The following is an 18,811-nucleotide window of genomic DNA, read 5'->3' on the forward strand; positions in this document are numbered from 1 at the left end:
GCTACTCCTGCGGCCGGCCGGGTTCGAAATACTTGCCCGGAAATTCGATGCCCATGTTGCGCAGGTCCTCGAGGAAGCGCGGTCGGATGCCCGTTGCCTCGAAATGGCCGACGATCTTGCCGTCCGCCTCCATGCCGGTGCGCACGAAGCGGAAGATCTCCTGCATCTGGATGACGTCGCCTTCCATGCCCGTCACCTCGGCGACGCTGGTCACCTTGCGCTTGCCGTCGGACAGGCGTGTCAGCTGCACGATGATGTCGATGGCGCTCGCGATCTGGCTGCGGATCGACTGCACCGTCATCGGCATTCCGGTCATGCCGAGCATTTGTTCGAGGCGCGATATTGCGTCGCGCGGCGTGTTGGCGTGGATGGTCGCCATCGACCCTTCATGGCCAGTGTTCATAGCCTGCAGCATGTCGAAGGCTTCCTCGCCACGGCACTCGCCAAGGATGACGCGGTCGGGCCGCATGCGCAGCGCGTTCTTGACCAGATCGCGCTGCTTCAGCTCGCCATGACCCTCGATGTTTGCCGGGCGCGTTTCCATGCGCGCGACATGCGGCTGCTGCAGCTGCAACTCGGCGGCGTCCTCGATGGTGATCAGGCGCTCGTCCTCGGGAATGAAGGCCGACAAGGCATTGAGCATCGTCGTCTTGCCGGTGCCGGTGCCGCCGGAGATGATCGTCGTCTTGCGCGCATGCACGGCCGCCGCCAGCACCTCGGCCATGTTCTGGGTGATGGCGCCGAACTCTACCAGTTTGTGCAGGCCGAGCTTGTTCTTGGAGAATTTGCGGATCGATACCAGCGGCCCGTCGACGCCGACCGGCCTGATCGCGGCGTTGAAACGCGATCCGTCGAGCATGCGGGCGTCGACCATCGGCTGCGATTCATCGACGCGGCGGCCGACGGCCGCGACGATTTTATTAATGATCCGAAGCAGATGCGCCTCGTCCTTGAACGGGATATGGACCTGCTGCAGCTTGCCTCGCTTTTCGACGAAGCAGTTCTGATGGCCGTTGATCAGGATATCGTTGATCTCCGGATCCTTGAGCAGCGGCTCCAGCGGGCCGAGGCCCACCATCTCGTCGACGATGTCGTCCACCAGCGCGTCCAGCTCGGCGGTGTTGATCGCCATTCGCTCCTGACGCGTCTTTTCCGAGACGAACTCATGCACCTGGCGGCGCATTTCATCCTTGGGCAGCCGCTCCAGCGCGACGAGGTTGATTTCTTCGAGCAGCATGCGGTGGATGCGCACGCGCGCGTCGAGCACCTTGTTGGCGCTCTTTGCGGGTGCTGCTTCCGGCTTCGGCGGCGCCGGCTTGCGGGTCGTCGGAATGACCACGGCGTGATGCGCAACGGGCGCGGGTTCGGGCGCCCGCAGCGGACGGACATCGCGATTCTGCAGGTTGGAGAAGCGACTGCTCATCCTGCTTTCCTCTTCAGGAGGCCCTTGCCGAGGCCGAACAGCGACTTCGACTTTGCCGTCGTTGCCACCGCCTCCTCGGGCAGGATGATTTTCTTCAGGTCATTGACGACATTGGCGTTCGGATCGATGTCGTGCAGCGGCACGCCGCGGTCGACGGCCTCGCGCACCAGCCGGTAGTTGTTGGAGATGCCGCCGACGAAGTGCTCGCCGAGGATATCCTGGACGTCGGCCTGCTTGATGCCGCTGTCGAACATCTTCTGCTCGAAACGGTTGACGATGACGTTCGGCTTCACTTCCTTGCCGGCCGTCTCGTAGATGGCCTGGATGAGACGCTGCGTGTGGCGCAGGCAAGGCACCGTCATCTCGGCCACGATATAGAGCTTGTTGGAGCCGAGCAGCACCGTCTCGGTCCACGGGAACCAGGTGCGCGGCATGTCGATGACGACATTGTCGAAATAGGCCGAGACGAGGTCGAGCATGCGCACCACGACATCGGTCTTGAACGAGCGCATTTCCGAAGGGCGCGTCGGCGCCGCCAGCACGCAGAGCCCGCTTGCATGCTTGGACAGCATGACGTCCAGCAGCTGCCGGTCGAGACGTTCGGGCTGGTTCTCGATTTCGGTGATGTCGAAGCGCGGTTCGAGGTCGAGATATTCGGCGCAGGCGCCTTGCTGGAAATTGAGGTCGACCACGCAGGTCGAGGCGCCGCGCGTCACCGAATGGTGCAGCTGGAAGGCGGTCTGCAGGGCAAGCGTGGTGGTGCCGACACCACCGGCGGCCGGCATGAAGGTGTAGATTTGCGATTCGGAGTTTTCCTCCCGCCCCGGCCCCTGCAGCGCGCGAATGACGGAACGCACCAGATCGGCGGTGGTGATCGGCTTCACCAGGAAGTCGGCGACTTGGAGCTGAACCAGGATGCGCACCGCCGCCGCATTGAATTCCTGCGTGACGACGACCACCGGGACGCGGCCTTCGATCCTGCGCATGATGCGCCGCAGCGACTCGATCTCTTCAAGCCTGGCCGCGTCCATGTCGACGATGACGGCGCCGAAATCGGTCTCCTGGACCTCGCCGCGCAGTTCGTTGACGCTTTTCTCGACCGTCAGAAGCTCGATGACCTCGGATGCAGCGAAAGCCGTCCGCGTGTCCTGCGAAAACGCCCGATCGGTCGAAACGAGCAGGATCTTCTTGGTCTTGGTGCCCGATGCCATGGTCGTCAGCTCATCAGTCTGCTGTCGTTGATACCGATGTCGTTGAAGCCGACGCCGCGCCGCCCTTCGCGCCCGCGGCAGTGGCCGTGGAGTTCGTGCTCGGAGCCGGCACCAGAAGCCTGGTGTTCTGGACGCCGTACTGCCAGGGATCGACCATCTGCATGGCCGTGTTGGACGCCTGGGCGTTGCCGGCGGCCGGAGATACGCCTTCGGTGCGCACATAGTCGTCGCTGGTGCAGCCGGAGAGCGCGCCGGCGAGCAGCAGAGCGATGCAAGGAGCCAGACGCATGGCTTCAGTCCTTCGGCAGATCGAGGAAATGGCCCGACGTGGTCGCCGCCACCGGACGGGCCCCGCTGCCGTCGGCCAGCGCCAAGGGGCGCTTGGGAGCGGAAGCGTCGACTTCCTCGGTGTTGTTCAGGAAGTAGTCGGCATTGCTTGGCGGCCGCGTTCCGTCGGTGGGCTCGACCATCTTCTTCGACGGGTCAACCGGTTTGACCAGGTAGGGCGTGACGATGATCACCAGATCGGTCTCGCGCCGCTGATAGGATTTCGAGGAGAACAGCGGACCGAGAACCGGCAGCTTGCCGAGCCCCGGCAGGCGCGAGGTGGTGATGTCGTTCTGCGACTGCAGAAGGCCCGCGATCATGAAGCTCTGGCCGTTTTTCAAGTCGACCGACGTCTTGGCGCGACGCACGATGAAGGCAGGAATGGAAATGCCGCTGCTGACTTCGATCGACGCGGAGGGATCGATCGACGAAACTTCCGGCGCGATATCGAGGCTGACCAGTCCACCCTTGAGCACGGTCGGCGTGAAATCCAGACCGACGCCGTATTTCTTGTAGCTGACGCTGATCTTGCCGTTGTCCTCGGACACCGGGATCGGGAACTCGCCGCCGGCAAGGAAGCTCGCGGTCTGGCCCGAGCGGGCGATCAGGTTGGGCTCGGCCAGCCGCCGGGCGAGACCGCGCTCTTCCAGCGCCTTGATGGCGATGTCGATCGAAACCCCGTTGGAAAGCAACCGGCCGATGATCTCGCCGGTCCCGGCGGTTGGCACGGTGCCCGGGTCGATGATGACGTCGCGACCGCCGACGCCGAAGGCAAAATTGGCCCCGTATTTGGCGCCGAGATCCTGTCCCGCCTGCCGGTTGATCTCGACGAAACGGACATTGAGCTGAACCTGCTGCGAGGACGAGATGTTGACCGAGTTGATCACTTCCTCATTGCCGGAGAAGCGCGACGCGATCTTGCTCGCCTTGTCGGCCGCGACCGCGTCTTCCGCCTCGCCCGAAAGCACCACGCGGCCGTTGGCCGAACCGACCTTGATCTTGGCATCCGGCACGCTGGCGCGGATGGTGTTCGCGAGTTGGTCGGTGTCCAGCGTCACCTCGATGTCGATGGTGCCGACGAGCTGCTTGTTCTGATCGAACAGCGCGATGCCGGTGGTGCCGAGATTGTTGCCCAACACATAGAAGGACTTGTCGGTCAGCGGATTGACGTTGGCGATCTCCGGATCGCCGATGACGATCTGATAGAAGGCCGCGTTCGTCATGATCGTCTTGGGCTTGCCCTTGGCGACTTTGATCGAGGCGTTCTTGGTCGCCGAGACGTATACGACGTCGTTGTTGGCCTGGGCCGGCGCCCCAAAGGCCAGCATTCCGGCGGCTGCCAGAAAGGCGCCCGCCGCCATTGCACGCAGAAGGCGCAGCCCTCTCGTCGTCCGTTCTTTGTTCAACACATGCATTGTCCCGTTCCCGCCGGTCCCCACCGGCTATTGTTCTTGTTCCTTGGAAGGAACGACGTCTCCCTCGGCGGGCTTGGAGGGAACCTTGTATTCCTCCACCTTCGTGCCACGGGACACGATCACCGTCTTGAATTTTGGCTCCTCCGGCTCCTTCGCCACCGCCTTGACCAGCGAGGCGGCGCTTGCCTCGGCGCTCGCGGCAACCGAACCGCCGAAGGAAGAGATGGTGGTAAGCCCGTTGCCGCTGGCGCTGGCATCGGCGGCGGACCGCAAAGACAGCGACAAGGAGCCGACGGTGCGGGCGAGCGCTACCTTCTGCGCCCCTTCGTTCGTGACCTCGAGGGTGACGGAATTGGCGACCTGCGGCTCGGTCTTGCGCGCGTCCGCGCCCTGCCCGACCGAAAGCACCTTGGCGTCGGAGACGACGATTTCGGACGTGACCGTCGAGCCGGCTGCCCCTTGCGCGTTCTTGGACACTTCCTGGATTTCGCCGGCATCGCGCGTCAGCACGACGTCGACCCGGTCGCCCGGCGTGATGAAGCCGCCGACGCCGGCGATCTCGTCGGTGCGGATGGTGACGGCCCGCATGCCCGGCGACAGCATGTTGGAAAGTGTGGCGCGGCCATTCGGTCCCGACAGCTTGGCGAGCAGCACCGGCTCGTTGACCTCGATCGGCGACAGCACGACGCGGCTGCCTTCGGCCAGCAGCTTGTCGACGGTCGGGAAGGCGCCTTGCGGCAGAGAATCCTGCGGCCACGGAATTTCGGTGAGTTGCGACCGGTCGAGCTGCATGCCGTAGCGCAGCGGCGCATTCGCCACAACGATGGTCTTGAATTCGACTTTGGCCTCGTGCGGCACCACGATCGATGCCGTCTTCTGCTCGGACTGGGCCCTCGCCTGGCTTTTGACCCAGAAGTCCGCGGCAAAGATCGAGATCGCGCCGAAAACGGCTGCGATGCCGATCATGGTTATGGCCCTGCCCTTCACAACGAAACCCCTGACGCCCCGTGGTCTTTTGTCGTTGAGGCTCACGCTAGGCGTTAATGTTAAAGAATCAGGAATCCGAAGGGTGGAGCCCGCCCTATTTCCAGCGGCTTGGTTATCGAATGGTTTTGGAATAAGAGACAGTTTGATCCCTGAACGGAACAGGAACTCGTTCGCCCGCCAAAAGCGTGGCAGTATCGAGGAGTGATTCGCAGTACCGGACTTAATGGCTAGCATGGACGACACCAGCGATCTTTTCGGCAACCCGGAAAAGCAGCCCCAGCAAGTACGCGCGCCCTCGCGGCCGGCCGATCCGCTGGTGCAGGCCGCGAAGCGCTCGGCCGCCGCCCGCGACGGCAGCGAGAGCTACAGCGCCGCCGACATCGAGGTTCTGGAGGGGCTGGAGCCGGTGCGGCGGCGCCCAGGCATGTATATCGGCGGCACCGACGACAAGGCGATGCATCATCTCTTCGCCGAGGTGATCGACAATTCGATGGACGAGGCGGTGGCCGGCCACGCGACCTTCATCGACGTCGAGCTTTCGGCGGACGGATTTCTTACCGTCACCGACAATGGCCGCGGCATTCCGATCGACCCGCATCCGAAGTTCAAGAAGCCGGCGCTCGAAGTCATCATGACGACGCTGCATTCGGGCGGCAAGTTCGACTCCAAGGTCTATGAGACCTCCGGCGGTCTGCACGGCGTCGGCGTATCCGTCGTCAACGCGCTGTCCGATCACCTCGAGGTCGAGGTCGCGCGCGGGCGCCAGCTCTATCGCCAGCGCTTCTCGCGCGGCGTTCCGGTGAGCGGGCTGGAGCACCTCGGCGAGGTGCACAACCGCCGCGGCACCAGGACCCGCTTCCATCCCGACGAGCAGATCTTCGGCAAGGGCGCCGCCTTCGAGCCGGCCCGGCTCTACCGCATGACGCGCTCGAAGGCCTATCTGTTCGGCGGCGTCGAGATCCGCTGGACCTGCGATCCCTCGCTGATCAAGGAAAAGGATCAAACTCCGGCCAAAGCCGAGTTCCATTTCCCGGGCGGCCTCAAAGACTACCTCAAGGCCACCCTCGGCGACGAATTCCAGGTCACGCGCGAAGTCTTCGCGGGCAAAAGCGACAAGCAGGGCGGCCACGGCTCGCTGGAATGGGCGGTGACCTGGTTCGGCGGCGACGGCTTCCTCAACTCCTACTGCAATACGATTCCCACTCCCGAGGGCGGCACCCATGAGGCGGGCTTCCGCAACGTGCTGACGCGCGGGCTTCGCGCTTATGCCGACCTCATCGGCAACAAGCGCGCCTCGATCATCACGACCGAGGACGTCATGATCTCGGCCGCCGGCATGCTGTCGGTATTCATCCGAGAGCCGGAATTCGTCGGCCAGACCAAGGACAGGCTGGCCACCATCGAGGCGATGCGCATCGTCGAAACCGCCATCCGCGACCCGTTCGACCACTGGCTGGCCGACAACCCGCAGGAAGCCTCGAAGCTTCTCGAATGGGTGATCGCGCGCGCCGACGAGCGTGTGCGCCGGCGCCAGGAAAAGGAAGTGTCGCGCAAGAGCGCGGTACGCAAGCTGCGCCTGCCGGGCAAGCTCGCCGACTGCACGCAGAACGCCGCGGCCGGCGCCGAGATCTTCATCGTGGAGGGCGACTCGGCCGGAGGCTCGGCTAAGCAGGCGCGCGACCGCGCCAGCCAGGCGGTGCTGCCGCTGCGCGGCAAGATCCTCAACGTCGCCAGCGCCGGCAACGACAAGCTTGCCGCCAACCAGCAGATTTCCGACCTGATCCAGGCGCTCGGCTGCGGCACCCGCTCGAAATATCGCGACGAGGACCTGCGCTACGACCGCGTGATCATCATGACCGACGCCGACGTTGACGGCGCGCATATCGCTTCGCTTTTGATCACCTTCTTCTACCAGGAGATGCCTAACCTGATCCGCGGTGGCCATCTCTATATGGCCGTGCCGCCGCTCTATTCGATCCGTCAGGGCGGTAAGGTGGCCTATGCACGTGACGACGCGCACAAGGACGAATTGCTGCGCACCGAATTCACCGGGCGCGGTAAGGTCGAGATCGGCCGCTTCAAGGGCCTTGGCGAGATGATGGCCTCGCAGCTCAAGGAAACCACGATGGACCCGAGGAAGCGCACGCTTCTCAGGGTCGACGTGATCGATGCCGAGCAGGCGACCAAGGACGCCGTCGACGCGCTGATGGGCACCAAGCCCGAGGCCCGCTTCCGCTTCATCCAGGAACGTGCCGAATTCGCCGAGGCCGACGTGCTGGATATCTGAACGCGGACTGGTCCATAACAGGCTCCGGCACGGAGACTTGCATGTGACCTGGACGCGGCTGAAGGATCTAGCCGGGACACCGTTAAGTGAGTTGACCCAGCCGACGCGTTCGGACTGGATCTTCGCCCTGCGAACGGTTTCTGCCGGGCTGATCGCGCTGCTTGCCGCCTACGCCTTGAAGCTCGATCATCCGCAATGGGCGATGATGACGGTGTTCATCGTCGCGCAGCCGGTCGCCGGCATGGTGCTGGCGAAAGGCTTCTACCGCCTGCTCGGTACGCTGGCCGGCGGCCTGGCGGCGATCGGCATCACATCGCTGTTCGGCACCAATCCCTGGCTCTTGGTGACGGTGCTGGCACTATGGATCGGCGTCAGCACCCTCGTTTCCTCGCTGCTGCGCAATCCGGAAGCCTATGGCGCCGCCCTTGCCGGCTATACAGCGATGATCATCAGTCTGCCGGCATTCGGGCAGGCGCATCTCGTCGTCGATCTCGCTGTCGCGCGCTGCGCCGAAATTGTGCTCGGCATCGTCTGCGCCGGCGTCACCAGCCGGCTGATCCTGCCGAAGCTCGCGGCGGACGCCATCATCTCCAGGCTGAAACGCAGCATTCTCGATCTCGCCGACTACGCCTCAGGCGCCTTTTCCGACGGCGATCCGGCCGGTCTTGCCGCTCTCCAGCGCAAGCTGATCACCGATGCCCAGACACTTGCCGAAATGCGCACCTATGCGCGCCTCGAAGCGCCGAGCTTCGCGACCCGCGCCCATCCGGTCCGGCGCACGATCGGACAGCTCCTGTGGGCGCTCTCGGCGGCCCGCGCGCTGCATACCCATGCCGCGCCGGAGAATGCGACGCTCATCCCTGTTCGCAGCGAGTTGAAGGCAATCGTCGGGGAACTCGCTACGACGCGCGACGCGTTGGACGACACCGGCCCATGGGTGGCTCGGCTCGAGGCAATCGCGATCAGGGCAAGAGAAACGGCGCCGGTGGCCACCGATCCCGGTGAAGACAAGGTCGGCACCATCACCCGCCTCACCATTGCCGCCGATTTCGCGGAGGCGCTGAAGCAGGTGATGCGCGGCTTGGATGCGCTTCGCTCGCCGGTTTCCCGAACGTCTCGTGAGCGGCAGCAACCGGCCCTGGTCGTGCACCGCGACTATCATGCGGCCTGGCGCAATGCGGTGCGCGCCGCGCTCGCCACGCTTCTGGTGGCCGCCTTCTGGCTGACCACCAAATGGTCGGAGGCGGCGGGCACCGTCATTCTCGTCGCCGTCGTCTCCAGCCTGTTCGCGGCGCGTCCCGATCCGGTTCAGTCGGCCTGGGGCTTCTTCACCGGAACGCTCCTCGCTTTGCCTTTCGCTTTCCTCGTCGGCCAGATCGCAATGCCGGCGCTGCCCGGCTTCGGCTGGTTCACCCTCTTTGTCGTGCCGATCCTGGTGCCGGCAGCGCTCGGCATGGCCAATCCGCGGCATGTCGGCGTGGCCACCGCCTTCGCCATCAATTTCCTGGCTTTTCTCAGCCCGCACCAGATGATGACCTATGATCCCGGCCCGTTCTTCGCCGGATCGACATCGATCCTGGTCGGCATCCTGATCGCCATCGGCGTCTTCATCGTCGTTCTGCCGGCCAATCCCTCGGCCAGTGTTGAGCGCATCTCGCAGGCGATGCGCGAGGACCTGGCGCGCCTTTGCCTGCATGAGCGCGTCCCCAGGCGTTCGGCCTTCGAAAGCCTGGCCTATGACCGGATCAACCAGTTGATGCCGCAACTGCAGCAGACCGGGAGGAAAGGCGACCCTATTCTTGGCGGCAGCATTGCCGCCGTGACCGTCGGCCTCGAAGTGCTCCGGCTGCGCCAGGCGCAACTGAACTCCATCGTGCCACGCGAGACGGTCGAGTCGATCGGCAGCTTCCTGCGCGGCCTGGCGCGGGAATTGCTGTTCAGGAGGCATGGCGAGCCGCAGACCTCGACCATCGCCGTGGCGCGGGAATATGCGGCGAGCATCGCCGGTCGCAGCGACCGGCCGGAAATGCTTCAGGTCGCGGCCTCACTGCGCATCATCGCTGCCGCGATGCAGGATTATCCGGATTTTTTCGCGAAGGGGGCACCCTTAGACGGGCCGGGCCGGGATACGTGAGCATCGAGCAGGAAGCCGCCAGGCCGGCCACACCTGGCACCGACGTGCGCTAGGCGGCGGCAATTGCCAGCGCATGCCCGCGCGCGTTCTCGCGCAGCGCGTCGAGATGGATCGACTTCACCAGTCCGGCGAGATCGCCCTCGGCCGATTGCCCGCCGAGTTCCTTCAGCATCAGCCAGCTCACCTCCTGCACGCCGGCGACACGCTTGCCGTTGGCGACCTCGCGCCAGATCTTCAGCGCGCGCAGGATGATGCCGTGCGTGGCGGCGGCGAGGCCTGCGCTGCGGAACAGCGCCTGCAACGCAACGTCGTGCCCGCCGGCCAGCAACGCCCTCACCCGCTGCTCGGATTGCTGGGCAAGCGCCACCAGCGCCGAGCCGAAGAAGTCGACCTTGCCATGCGCGACGGTGCGGATGATGAAGCTCGCGGTGAGGTCTCCGCGCAGTCTGAGATGCTCGATCAGCGCCGCGTGCTCCTCGGCGCGCGTGCCCTCGATCAGGGTCACCGAGGCCTTCACGCAGGCGTCGCGCATCACGCGGTCCGCTCGTGCCGCCCCCATCAGCGCCAGCACCAGCGGCGATCCCTTCAGCGTCTCGCCGAGCTTGACCAGAAGCATGTGCCGGCAGTCGGCGGGAAGCCGCGCGTCGGCGATCAGCGCCTCACGGACCAGCGGCAGGTGGCCGTGCCGTTCGGCCATGCGGCGGAAGCTCAGCGATGCAATATCGGCGCCGCTGTTGGCGATCAGCGTGGCGCAGGCTTCCGGCTCGCCGATCTCGGCGATGGCTGCCGCCAGCGACATCGAGACGACGGGACGGTTGGCTATCAGCTTTTGGGTGGCCTTCTGGCCGCAGGCGACGCGGTCGATGAGATCGGCATCGGTAAGCAAAGGCGAACGCGCCAGCACCAGCGCCGCCACTTCCGGCTGGTCGGAAGCGAGTGCTGCGATCACCTGCGGCGGGGCGTGATGGCTCATCGACAGCGCTTCGGCGAGCGCCTGCCGGACCTTGGCGGAAACGTCGTCGAGCAGCAGCGTGAGCGCCGCCTCGGCGGCGCAGCGATCCTCGAACGGCAGGTCGGAATTGATGTAGGCGCGGGCCAGCGCGCTCGCGGCGGCGGCGCGCTCGGAAACCCTTGCCTTATCGATCCACTTTAGAAAATGCGAAACAACCATGCCGATCAGCTACGCCCTTGCCGAAACGTTTCGGCCCCGTTGGGAACGGTAAGCTGGAAATGGTTTACGAACGGTTCACCATGTTTCTTAACCGGCTTGATGGCTTTGCAACCAACACCTATCAAACAGGAATAGCGAGGAGATCGACCATGGCCGGGCTTTATCTGGAGGAGTTCGTCGTCGGCCGCGTCTTCCGGCACACGCTGCGCAAGACCGTCACCGAAAGCGACAACATGCTGTTCTCGGTGATGACGCTGAACCCGCAGCCGCTCCACATCGACTTCGACTTCGCCGCGAAGAGCGAATGGGGCAAGCCCTTGGTCAATTCGCTGTTCACGCTCGGCCTGATGATCGGCATCTCGGTGAACGATATCACCGTCGGCACCACTGTCGCCAATCTCGGCATGAAGGAGACCGTCTTCCCGCACCCGGTTTTCCACGGCGACACCATTCGTGTTGAGACCACGGTCGTTTCGGTGCGCGAGTCCAGGTCGAAGCCCGATCGCGGCATCGTCGAATTCGAGCACCGCGCCTATAATCAGAACGATGTTCTGGTCGCCAAATGCACGAGGCAGGCGATGATGATGAAGAAGGCGTCCTGATGCGCTCGCTGCTCTTCGTGCCGGGCGATTCCGAGCGCAAGCTGGAAAAGGGCTTTGGCGCCGGCGCCGACGTGGTCATCGTCGACCTTGAGGATTCGGTCGCTGCCGGCAACAAGGCGGCCGCCCGCAAAGTCGCGGCGAACTTCATCGCCGGCCACCGACAGCAGACCAGCTCCGACATCTACGTACGCGTCAACGATCTGTCGACCGGCCTGACCGACGATGATCTTGCGGCGCTCGTCCCGGTGAAACCCGACGGCATCATGCTGCCGAAGTCGAACAGCGGACAGGATGTCCAGCAGCTCGCGGCCAAGCTTCGGGTGCACGAGGCCGAAAGCGGCTTGCCGGATGGCGGCATAAAGATCCTGCCGATCATCACCGAAACCGCATCCGGCCTGCTGGCTGCCGCGAGCTACGCCGGAGCAAGCAGCCGGCTTGCCGGACTTACCTGGGGCGCAGAAGATCTGTCGGCCGCAATCGGCGCGCGTTCGGCGCGCGACGAGAGCGGCCGCTACACCGACGTCTTCCGCCTGGCGCGCGCGACGACCATCCTGGCGGCCGGAGCGGCGGAAATCGCCGCGATCGATACCGTCTTTCCGGATTTCCGCGACATGGCCGGTTTCGAAGCCGAATGCAGAGAAGCCGAGCGCGACGGCTTTACCGGCAAGATGGCGATCCATCCAGCGCAGGTGCCGGTCATCAACACCGCCTTCACGCCGTCGCCGGAAGCGGTCGAACGATCGCGGGCGATCGTCGACGCCTTCGCGGCGGCGGGAAATCCGGGCGTCGTCGGCATCGACGGCAAGATGTATGATCGGCCGCACCTGCGGCTTGCGGAGCGGCTGCTGGCGCGCGCGAGGGCGGCGGGACTTTCAGCCTGAACCGCCAATCACCAGACCATGGGGATCAGCTTGCAGCGGACGTGAGCCGTGTACCCCTCCCAGTTAATCCTTGCTCCAGCGCGGCCGCCGCATCGAGAAAATCTCGTTCACGCTGGCATAGTCCATATAGCCGAGCCTGGCGACATTGCCGGCCCTGACGATGTCGAACAGGCCGTCCCTGAGATAAGCATCGTCGATGTGGACCCCGACGACCTCGCCGGCGACGACGATGGCGCTGGTCTCGGCGCCGTCCAGCGCCCGCGGCCGAAATATCTCGGTCACCTTGCATTCGAGGGCGGCGGGCGCTTCCGCCACGCGCGGCGGCGCGACGAGGCGCGACGGCGCGATGGCGAGATCGGCATAGGCGAACTCGCTGACGCCGCGCGGTGCATCGACGGCGGTGCGGTTCATTTTCTCGGCAAGCTCGCGGCTGACGAGATTGGCGACGAATTCGCCGGTTTCTTCAGCGAAGGTGGCGCTGTCCTTCGCGCCTTCGGATGAGAACCAGACGATGAAAGGACGCGTCGAAACGGCATTGAAGAAGGAATAGGGCGCCAGGTTGATCTCACCGGCCTTGTTCAATGTCGAGATCCATCCGATCGGGCGGGGTGCAACGATCGCCTTCGACGGATCGTGCGGCAGGCCGTGCCCCTTGGATGGCTCGTAGAACATCTCAGCCGGCCCACGGCCCGGCATAATCGGCATAGAGCTTCGCCGGATCGGGTCGGGGCCGCTCCGGCGCCGGTCCCTGGTACGAGCCGATATGGACGAAGCCGATGACGCGCTCCTGCGGCGACAGCCCGAGGATCGCCCTGCCTTCCGCAACGTCGGAATACCAGTTGCTGATCATGTTGGTGCCATAGCCCAGCGCGTTGGCCGCGATCATCAGATTCATAGCCGCCATTCCGCCCGACAGGAACATCTCCCATTGCGGGATCTTTGGGTTCTCCCGCGGCACGGAGACGACGCCGATCACCAGCGGGGCGCGCGAGAAGCGCGCCAGTTCCTGGTTGCGGCGCCCCTCCGGCAACGGTCCTTCGCGCTGCTCGGCAAGCGCCGCGAGCTTCTTGCCAATCTCGACCCGCGCCTCGCCGCGGTAGACGATAAACCGCCACGGCTCGAGGCGGCCATGGTCTGGCACCCGCGACGCCGCGGCGATCATCGTGGCGATTTCCGCATCGCTCGGCGCCGGCTCCTTGAGGTCGGGAATCGGCGCTGAATTGCGGGTCAGCAGGAAGTCGATGATCGGCGACGCCATGGGCGCAAGTCTCCTAGCATTTCAATTTTGAGCTGAAGCGCGCCATCGGGAGGTCGGGCGGCTCGGGCAATGGCGCAATTATACGCCGGATAAAGAGCCCTGGCGGAGGGCGGCAGGCTCTTGAGCCTTGAAATTGCCACCGCCTTGGGCTTCAACGCAAGGCATGTTTGAGGAGACTCTGCGCCTTTTCGTGATCGGGCTCGTCGCCGCGTTGTTTGCGGTGCCGGTTTCGTTCGCGCTGGCCCAGAACGCCAACGATGTCGGCAATATCAAGGTGCCGGGCATTTCGAGCTATGCGACGCCGAAGAGCGAGCGGTCGCTGGCGCTTGGCAGCGGCGGAGCGATCACCCTTTCTGCGCAACTGACCGACAAGGGCGCCGACATCACCCGCGGCATCGTCTGGCGCGTCTTCAAGCCGGAACCGGCCAGCGACGGCAAGCTGCCGATGGTGGCGTCCGCGCATGGCGGCACGGCGGTGTTCCAGCTCGACCCCGGCAGCTACCTAGTCCACGCCTCTTACGGACGGGCCGGCGCCACCAAGCGCATCACCGTCGGCAAGGACGCAAAGCGAGAGAGCCTCGTTCTCGATGCCGGCGGCTTGAAGCTCGATGCGGTGACGTCCGGCGGCGCGCACATCGCGCCAAAGAAGCTCCGCTTCGCGATCTATGAGGGCCAGGCCGAGACCAATGGCGACCGCGCGCTGATCGCCCCCGATGTGGAGCCGAACACGGTGGTGCGGCTGAATGCAGGCACCTACCATGTCGTCTCCACCTATGGCGCGGTCAACGCCGTGATCCGCTCCGATATCCGCGTCGAGGCCGGCAAGCTGACCGAGGCCACCGTCGAGCACCGCGCAGCCGAGATGACGATGAAGCTGGTGCGCGAACCCGGTGGCGAAGCCATTGCTGACACCTCTTGGTCGCTGCTCAATGAATCGGGCGATCCGATCAAGGAAGCCGTCGGCGCCTTCGCCTCGATGGTGCTGGCCGAAGGCCAATACACCATCATCGCCAAGAACCGCGACCGTATCTACCAGAAGGATTTCACCGTCGTCGCCGGCCAGAACCAGGAAATCGAGGTCGTGGCCAACGAATCGTCCGCAATCGATCCCGAGGAGGGCGCGGACTAGCTGCTCAGGCGGCTTTGCGCATCCGCTTGCTTAGAAACGGTACGCGTCCGCGCCGCGCAGCCGCCGGAGCGAGATCGAAAACCGCTTGGTAGAGCTGGTCGAGCAACGCCTTGCGGTCGCGCAACGGTTCGAGCTCGCTCCACTTCAGCACATCGCCGATGCGCACCTCGATCGCCTTGCCGGACAGCCGGGCGAATTCGCGGATGAGCAGGGAGGTGCGCAGCGTCAGCGACGCCTTGCCGACGAATTTCGCCACGCGGTTGTCGCGCTCGGCCATGTTCATCGGCCCACTGACGAGGTGGAACAGACGGCCGTTCTGGCCGGAGAAATGCAAAGGGATGACCGAGGCCTTGGCCTCCTGGATGAGCTTGGCCGGAAACATCTTCCACGGCAGGTCGATCGCCCGGCCGAACCCCTTCGGCGCCGTGGCGACGCCGCCGGCCGGAAAAACGACGATGGTGACGCCTGCCTTCAACAGCCGCACCGCCTCGTGGCGCACGGCCATGTTGTTCTTCAGCGCTTCCTTGGTCTCGGAAAAATCGATCGGCAGCGAATAGGCTTCCATCTCGCGGATCCTGAGCAGGTCCTTGTGGATCATGACCCGGAACGGACGGCCGAGCTGCTCGGCGAGCGACAGCACTGCAATGCCGTCGCCGATGCCGAAGGGATGGTTGGCGACGATCACCAGCGGACTAGCCGGCACATTTGCCGGCGGCCAACGGCCGGCGTGGTGCACCCTGACGTCGATCAAGTCCAGCATGCGGCTGAACACACGTTCGCCCGTTGGAGCGACCTGGCGCCGCCACAAGTCGTAGAGCACGGCAAAGCGGTCGCGGCCCGACAGGCCTTCGACGGAATGGATGAACCACCGCGTCAGCGCCGGCTGATGCCGGTTGGCGTAGGAGAGCTCGGGAAACGGCCTTCCCCGCGGTTTCAGCTTGAGCATGGCGGCTCGGCTACAAGGTTGGCGTGACAGGCGTGTGAAGATGGCGGTGGACTATGTGCCACCGCCATTCGAGAAGCGATTGGAGATTAACGATTTTAGGCCGCGCGGCGCTTGCGGTCCGGAGAGACGGCCTCGTCCGCCAGCAATTTCACGGCGTCGTCGAGCTTCAGCGATTCCTGGTCGCGGGAGCCGAGACGGCGGACATTGACGGTTTCCTCTTCCGCCTCCCGCTTGCCGCAAACGAGAATGACCGGAACCTTGGCCAGGCTGTGCTCGCGCACCTTGTAGTTGATCTTCTCGTTGCGCAGATCGGTTTCGGCGAGCAGCCCCGCAGCCTTCAGCCGCTCGACCACTTTCGTGGCATACTCATCCGCGTCGGAGGTGATCGTCGCCACCACCACCTGCAGCGGCGCGAACCACAGCGGGAAATGGCCGGAATAGTTCTCGATCAGGATGCCGAGGAAGCGTTCCATCGAGCCGCACACCGCGCGATGCACCATGACCGGCTGCTTCTTCTCCGAATCCGAGCCGATATAGAAGGCGCCGAAGCGTTCCGGCAGGTTGAAGTCGACCTGGGTGGTGCCGCACTGCCATTCGCGGCCGATGGCGTCCTTCAGCACATATTCGAACTTCGGCCCGTAGAAGGCACCCTCGCCCGGATTGACCGAGGTCTTGATGCGATTGCCGGAGCGCGTGCGGATCGTCTCCAGCACATTGCTCATGATCGCCTCGGCATGATCCCAGGCCTCGTCTGTGCCGACGCGCTTGTCGGGCCGCGTCGACAGCTTCACCGCGACCTCGTCGAAGCCGAAATCGGCATAGGTCGACAAGATTAGATCGTTGATGCGCAGGCATTCCGCGGCGAGTTGCTCCTCGGTGCAGAAGATATGCGCATCGTCCTGAGTGAAGCCGCGCACACGCATCAGCCCATGCAGCGCGCCCGACGGCTCATAACGGTGCACATTGCCAAACTCTGCAAGCTTTACGGGCAGTTCTCGGTAAGACTTCAACCCATGCTTGAAGATCTGCACATGGCCGGGGCAGTTCATCGGCTTCAGCGCGAAGACGCGGTCGTCGTCGGTGTCGTCACCGGCAACCGTCACCTTGAACATCGCGTCGCGATACCAGCCCCAGTGGCCGGACGTCTCCCACAGGCTCTTGTCCAGCACCTGCGGCGCGTTGACTTCCTGGTAGCCGTGCTCGTCGAGGCGGCGGCGCATGTAGTTGACCAGGTTCTGGAACATCTTCCAGCCCTTGGCGTGCCAGAAGACGACGCCCGGTCCCTCCTCCTGAAAATGGAACAAATCCATCTCGCGGCCGAGCTTGCGATGATCGCGCTTCTCGGCTTCCTCCAGCAGCATCTGGTATGCCTCGAGCTGCGCCTGGTCGGCAAAGGCGGTACCGTAGATGCGCGTCAGCATCGGGTTGTTGGAATCGCCGCGCCAATAGGCGCCCGCCACCTTCATCAACTTGAAGGCGTTGCCGATCTGCCCGGTCGAAGCCATGTGCGGACCGCGGCAGAGATCGAACCAGTCGCCCTGCGCGTAGATCTTGATATCCTGATCCTCGGGGATAGCGTCGATCAGCTCGACCTTGTAGCGCTCGCCCTTGTCGGCAAAGACCTTCTTCGCCTTCTCGCGCGACCACACTTCCTTGGTGAACGGCCTGTTGCGGGCGATGATCTCGCGCATCTTCTTCTCGATCACCGGGAAATCGTCCGGGGTGAACGGCTCGTTGCGCGCGAAGTCGTAATAGAACCCGTTCTCGATCACCGGCCCGATGGTCACCTGCGTTCCTGGCCAAAGTTCCTGCACCGCCTCGGCCAGCACGTGCGCCGCGTCGTGGCGGACGAGTTCCAGCGCGCGCGGATCCTCGCGGGTGATGATCTCGACCTTGCCGGACCCGCCGAGCGGATCGGAAAGATCGCGGACGGTGCCGTCGAGGCTATAGGCAACAGCCTTTTTCGCCAGCGATTTGGAGATCGATTCGGCAAGGGCGGCGCCGGTCATGGCCGCGTCGTACTCGCGGACGGAACCATCGGGAAATGTCAGGGACACGGAATTCAGCATCAGAGTTGTCCTATCCAGTCCCGCAAACGAGCGCGGGTGGTGAATGCATGTCGCAGGAAGTGTGCTGGAGCATGCAGGGTTGGCCGGAGGCGCCAATCACTTGGACGCTGGCGGGCGGCAGTCTTTTATGAGGAGTTTCCGCCGCCGTAAAGCCGCAAGCCGTTCTATTTGATGAGCCCGGGAAGATCGTTCAGGAAGCCGCCCGCGTCGCGAGCCCCTTCGGCAAGATCGAAGCCGGGCTGACGCGCTCGTCGCGGAAGCCATCCTGGCAAAGCGTCGAGCCGCTCGCCGAGTCCTCGATCAAAGTGCAGTGGATGTCTTTGAGCGGCGCCGACTGCGCCCGCATCGGCAGGCCGAGCATCCAGGCCAGCAGGAACAGAATAATGGCAATGAAGAACGGATAGCGGTCTATCTGGCGCATCGAAGTTCACTCCGGGAAAGGGATTATGCGGAGCGGCTTAGCGAGGCCTCTTGTCTCGATTTTGTCTCAAATTGGCAGTGTTTGTGCAGGCTGACGTTAACCCTACCGGATCGTAAACACCGGCTGCGAAGCGCTTACATAGTCAGCCATCTGCGTCGCCGTGCTTCCTGCCGATCTGCCAATAGCGCCACGGCATGAACCAGACATAGCGCGGCGCAAGCGTCTCCGGCACGCGGTCGATGCCATGCGTCCCGAACGGCCCACAACGCGAGACCCGGAACAGCGCCAGCCAGCCCCCGGTCCACAATCCATGGCGGGCGATTGCCTCATGCGCGTATTCGGAACAGGTCGGCAGATGCCGGCAGCTATTGCCGACGAAGCCGGAAAGCGTCAACTGGTAGAGGCGCACGAGCGACGTGCCGAGGACGCGGCCCGGCGTCTTGCGCCAGGGTCCCTGCCAGTTTCGCCCATGCCGGACCGGCCGGACACCATGGATATGTCCTGGATGGTCTCCCATCCGCACTTCTCCGCAGCCAGCTTCCTTGTGCGT

16 protein-coding genes and 1 pseudogene are annotated in these 18,811 nt (G+C 64.3%); 5 read left to right on the forward strand and 12 right to left on the reverse strand.

The window, feature by feature from the left end; genetic code table 11:
- Position 1: 1 nt before the first annotated feature.
- The 5 genes from P9230_RS02155 to cpaB form a co-directional block, all read right to left on the reverse strand.
- The gene (locus P9230_RS02155) at positions 2 to 1,423 is read right to left on the reverse strand and encodes a CpaF family protein (RefSeq protein ID WP_067000192.1); all 1,422 of its coding nucleotides are present in this window, start codon (positions 1,421 to 1,423) and stop codon (positions 2 to 4) included.
- Entirely contained in the window at positions 1,420 to 2,634 is a 1,215-nt protein-coding gene (locus P9230_RS02160; RefSeq protein ID WP_278117236.1) for a response regulator/pilus assembly protein, read from the reverse strand. The genes P9230_RS02155 and P9230_RS02160 overlap by 4 nt, the downstream gene beginning before the upstream one ends.
- 13 nt (positions 2,635 to 2,647) lie before the next feature.
- Positions 2,648 to 2,923 (reverse strand): hypothetical protein, encoded by a 276-nt coding sequence (locus P9230_RS02165; RefSeq protein ID WP_278117238.1) that lies wholly within the window; start codon positions 2,921 to 2,923, stop codon positions 2,648 to 2,650.
- Between the two features lie 4 nt (positions 2,924 to 2,927).
- Positions 2,928 to 4,322 (reverse strand): type II and III secretion system protein family protein, encoded by a 1,395-nt coding sequence (locus P9230_RS02170; RefSeq protein WP_245322498.1) that lies wholly within the window; start codon positions 4,320 to 4,322, stop codon positions 2,928 to 2,930.
- Positions 4,323 to 4,403: 81 nt separating this feature from the next.
- Complete coding sequence (gene cpaB / locus P9230_RS02175; RefSeq protein WP_278117239.1) at positions 4,404 to 5,342, reverse strand: Flp pilus assembly protein CpaB; 939 nt, start codon at positions 5,340 to 5,342, stop codon at positions 4,404 to 4,406.
- A 253-nt stretch (positions 5,343 to 5,595) separates the two neighbouring features.
- Between cpaB and parE the strand changes: the two genes are divergently transcribed.
- Both parE and P9230_RS02185 read left to right on the forward strand, forming a co-directional pair.
- Entirely contained in the window at positions 5,596 to 7,650 is a 2,055-nt protein-coding gene (parE, locus tag P9230_RS02180; RefSeq protein WP_067000178.1) for a DNA topoisomerase IV subunit B, read from the forward strand.
- 43 nt (positions 7,651 to 7,693) lie between these two features.
- Complete coding sequence (locus tag P9230_RS02185) at positions 7,694 to 9,784, forward strand: FUSC family protein (protein WP_127248596.1); 2,091 nt, start codon at positions 7,694 to 7,696, stop codon at positions 9,782 to 9,784.
- A 49-nt stretch (positions 9,785 to 9,833) separates the two neighbouring features.
- Here the strand turns inward: P9230_RS02185 and P9230_RS02190 are convergent, their stop codons facing one another.
- A complete protein-coding gene (locus tag P9230_RS02190; protein ID WP_067328054.1) occupies positions 9,834 to 10,955 on the reverse strand; it encodes a DUF2336 domain-containing protein in 1,122 nt (373 codons plus the stop codon).
- A 149-nt stretch (positions 10,956 to 11,104) separates the two neighbouring features.
- Here P9230_RS02190 and P9230_RS02195 point away from each other — a divergent pair, with 149 nt between their 5' ends.
- Both P9230_RS02195 and P9230_RS02200 read left to right on the forward strand, forming a co-directional pair.
- The gene (locus P9230_RS02195) at positions 11,105 to 11,557 is read left to right on the forward strand and encodes a MaoC family dehydratase (protein ID WP_067000165.1); all 453 of its coding nucleotides are present in this window, start codon (positions 11,105 to 11,107) and stop codon (positions 11,555 to 11,557) included.
- On the forward strand, positions 11,557 to 12,438 hold the full coding sequence (locus P9230_RS02200) for a CoA ester lyase (protein WP_127248595.1): 882 nt from the start codon (positions 11,557 to 11,559) through the stop codon (positions 12,436 to 12,438). The genes P9230_RS02195 and P9230_RS02200 overlap by 1 nt, the downstream gene beginning before the upstream one ends.
- Before the next feature lie 63 nt (positions 12,439 to 12,501).
- On the opposite strand, the gene P9230_RS02205 is transcribed toward P9230_RS02200, so the two are convergent.
- Complete coding sequence (locus P9230_RS02205) at positions 12,502 to 13,110, reverse strand: flavin reductase family protein (protein WP_127248611.1); 609 nt, start codon at positions 13,108 to 13,110, stop codon at positions 12,502 to 12,504.
- A 1-nt stretch (position 13,111) separates the two neighbouring features.
- Positions 13,112 to 13,696 carry a nitroreductase gene (locus P9230_RS02210; RefSeq protein ID WP_067328052.1) on the reverse strand — a complete coding sequence of 195 codons (585 nt, stop codon included), beginning with the start codon at positions 13,694 to 13,696 and terminating at the stop codon, positions 13,112 to 13,114.
- A 163-nt stretch (positions 13,697 to 13,859) separates the two neighbouring features.
- On the opposite strand from P9230_RS02210, the gene P9230_RS02215 reads away from it, so the two are divergent.
- Positions 13,860 to 14,825, forward strand: a complete 966-nt coding sequence (locus P9230_RS02215; RefSeq protein ID WP_128203022.1) for a hypothetical protein — start codon at positions 13,860 to 13,862, stop codon at positions 14,823 to 14,825.
- A 4-nt stretch (positions 14,826 to 14,829) separates the two neighbouring features.
- Here the strand turns inward: P9230_RS02215 and P9230_RS02220 are convergent, their stop codons facing one another.
- The 4 genes and pseudogenes from P9230_RS02220 to yidD form a co-directional block, all read right to left on the reverse strand.
- Complete coding sequence (locus P9230_RS02220) at positions 14,830 to 15,771, reverse strand: 1-acyl-sn-glycerol-3-phosphate acyltransferase (RefSeq protein ID WP_128203021.1); 942 nt, start codon at positions 15,769 to 15,771, stop codon at positions 14,830 to 14,832.
- A 95-nt stretch (positions 15,772 to 15,866) separates the two neighbouring features.
- Positions 15,867 to 17,840, reverse strand: coding sequence for a threonine--tRNA ligase (gene thrS, locus P9230_RS02225; RefSeq protein ID WP_127217304.1), 1,974 nt, complete (start codon positions 17,838 to 17,840; stop codon positions 15,867 to 15,869).
- Between the two features lie 229 nt (positions 17,841 to 18,069).
- A pseudogene (locus P9230_RS02230) lies at positions 18,070 to 18,261 on the reverse strand (class D beta-lactamase); the annotation flags it as partial.
- A 142-nt stretch (positions 18,262 to 18,403) separates the two neighbouring features.
- Complete coding sequence (gene yidD / locus P9230_RS02235; RefSeq protein ID WP_127324127.1) at positions 18,404 to 18,778, reverse strand: membrane protein insertion efficiency factor YidD; 375 nt, start codon at positions 18,776 to 18,778, stop codon at positions 18,404 to 18,406.
- Positions 18,779 to 18,811: the final 33 nt, after the last annotated feature.

Origin of the sequence: Mesorhizobium sp. WSM4887 (assembly GCF_029625865.1) — a bacterium.
GTDB lineage: Bacteria > Pseudomonadota > Alphaproteobacteria > Rhizobiales > Rhizobiaceae > Mesorhizobium.

Excerpts from the sequence above, each read along its gene's own strand:
- P9230_RS02155 (WP_067000192.1), bottom strand. The coding sequence starts at position 1,423 with ATGAGCAGTCGCTTCTCCAACCTGCAGAATCGCGATGTCCGTCCGCTG.
- P9230_RS02160 (WP_278117236.1), bottom strand. The coding sequence starts at position 2,634 with ATGGCATCGGGCACCAAGACCAAGAAGATCCTGCTCGTTTCGACCGAT.
- P9230_RS02165 (WP_278117238.1), bottom strand. The coding sequence starts at position 2,923 with ATGCGTCTGGCTCCTTGCATCGCTCTGCTGCTCGCCGGCGCGCTCTCC.
- P9230_RS02170 (WP_245322498.1), bottom strand. The coding sequence starts at position 4,322 with ATGGCGGCGGGCGCCTTTCTGGCAGCCGCCGGAATGCTGGCCTTTGGG.
- cpaB (WP_278117239.1), bottom strand. The coding sequence starts at position 5,342 with ATGATCGGCATCGCAGCCGTTTTCGGCGCGATCTCGATCTTTGCCGCG.
- parE (WP_067000178.1), top strand. The coding sequence starts at position 5,596 with ATGGACGACACCAGCGATCTTTTCGGCAACCCGGAAAAGCAGCCCCAG.
- P9230_RS02190 (WP_067328054.1), bottom strand. The coding sequence starts at position 10,955 with ATGGTTGTTTCGCATTTTCTAAAGTGGATCGATAAGGCAAGGGTTTCC.
- P9230_RS02195 (WP_067000165.1), top strand. The coding sequence starts at position 11,105 with ATGGCCGGGCTTTATCTGGAGGAGTTCGTCGTCGGCCGCGTCTTCCGG.
- P9230_RS02200 (WP_127248595.1), top strand. The coding sequence starts at position 11,557 with ATGCGCTCGCTGCTCTTCGTGCCGGGCGATTCCGAGCGCAAGCTGGAA.
- P9230_RS02205 (WP_127248611.1), bottom strand. The coding sequence starts at position 13,110 with ATGTTCTACGAGCCATCCAAGGGGCACGGCCTGCCGCACGATCCGTCG.
- P9230_RS02210 (WP_067328052.1), bottom strand. The coding sequence starts at position 13,696 with ATGGCGTCGCCGATCATCGACTTCCTGCTGACCCGCAATTCAGCGCCG.
- P9230_RS02215 (WP_128203022.1), top strand. The coding sequence starts at position 13,860 with ATGTTTGAGGAGACTCTGCGCCTTTTCGTGATCGGGCTCGTCGCCGCG.
- P9230_RS02220 (WP_128203021.1), bottom strand. The coding sequence starts at position 15,771 with ATGCTCAAGCTGAAACCGCGGGGAAGGCCGTTTCCCGAGCTCTCCTAC.
- thrS (WP_127217304.1), bottom strand. The coding sequence starts at position 17,840 with ATGCTGAATTCCGTGTCCCTGACATTTCCCGATGGTTCCGTCCGCGAG.
- yidD (WP_127324127.1), bottom strand. The coding sequence starts at position 18,778 with ATGGGAGACCATCCAGGACATATCCATGGTGTCCGGCCGGTCCGGCAT.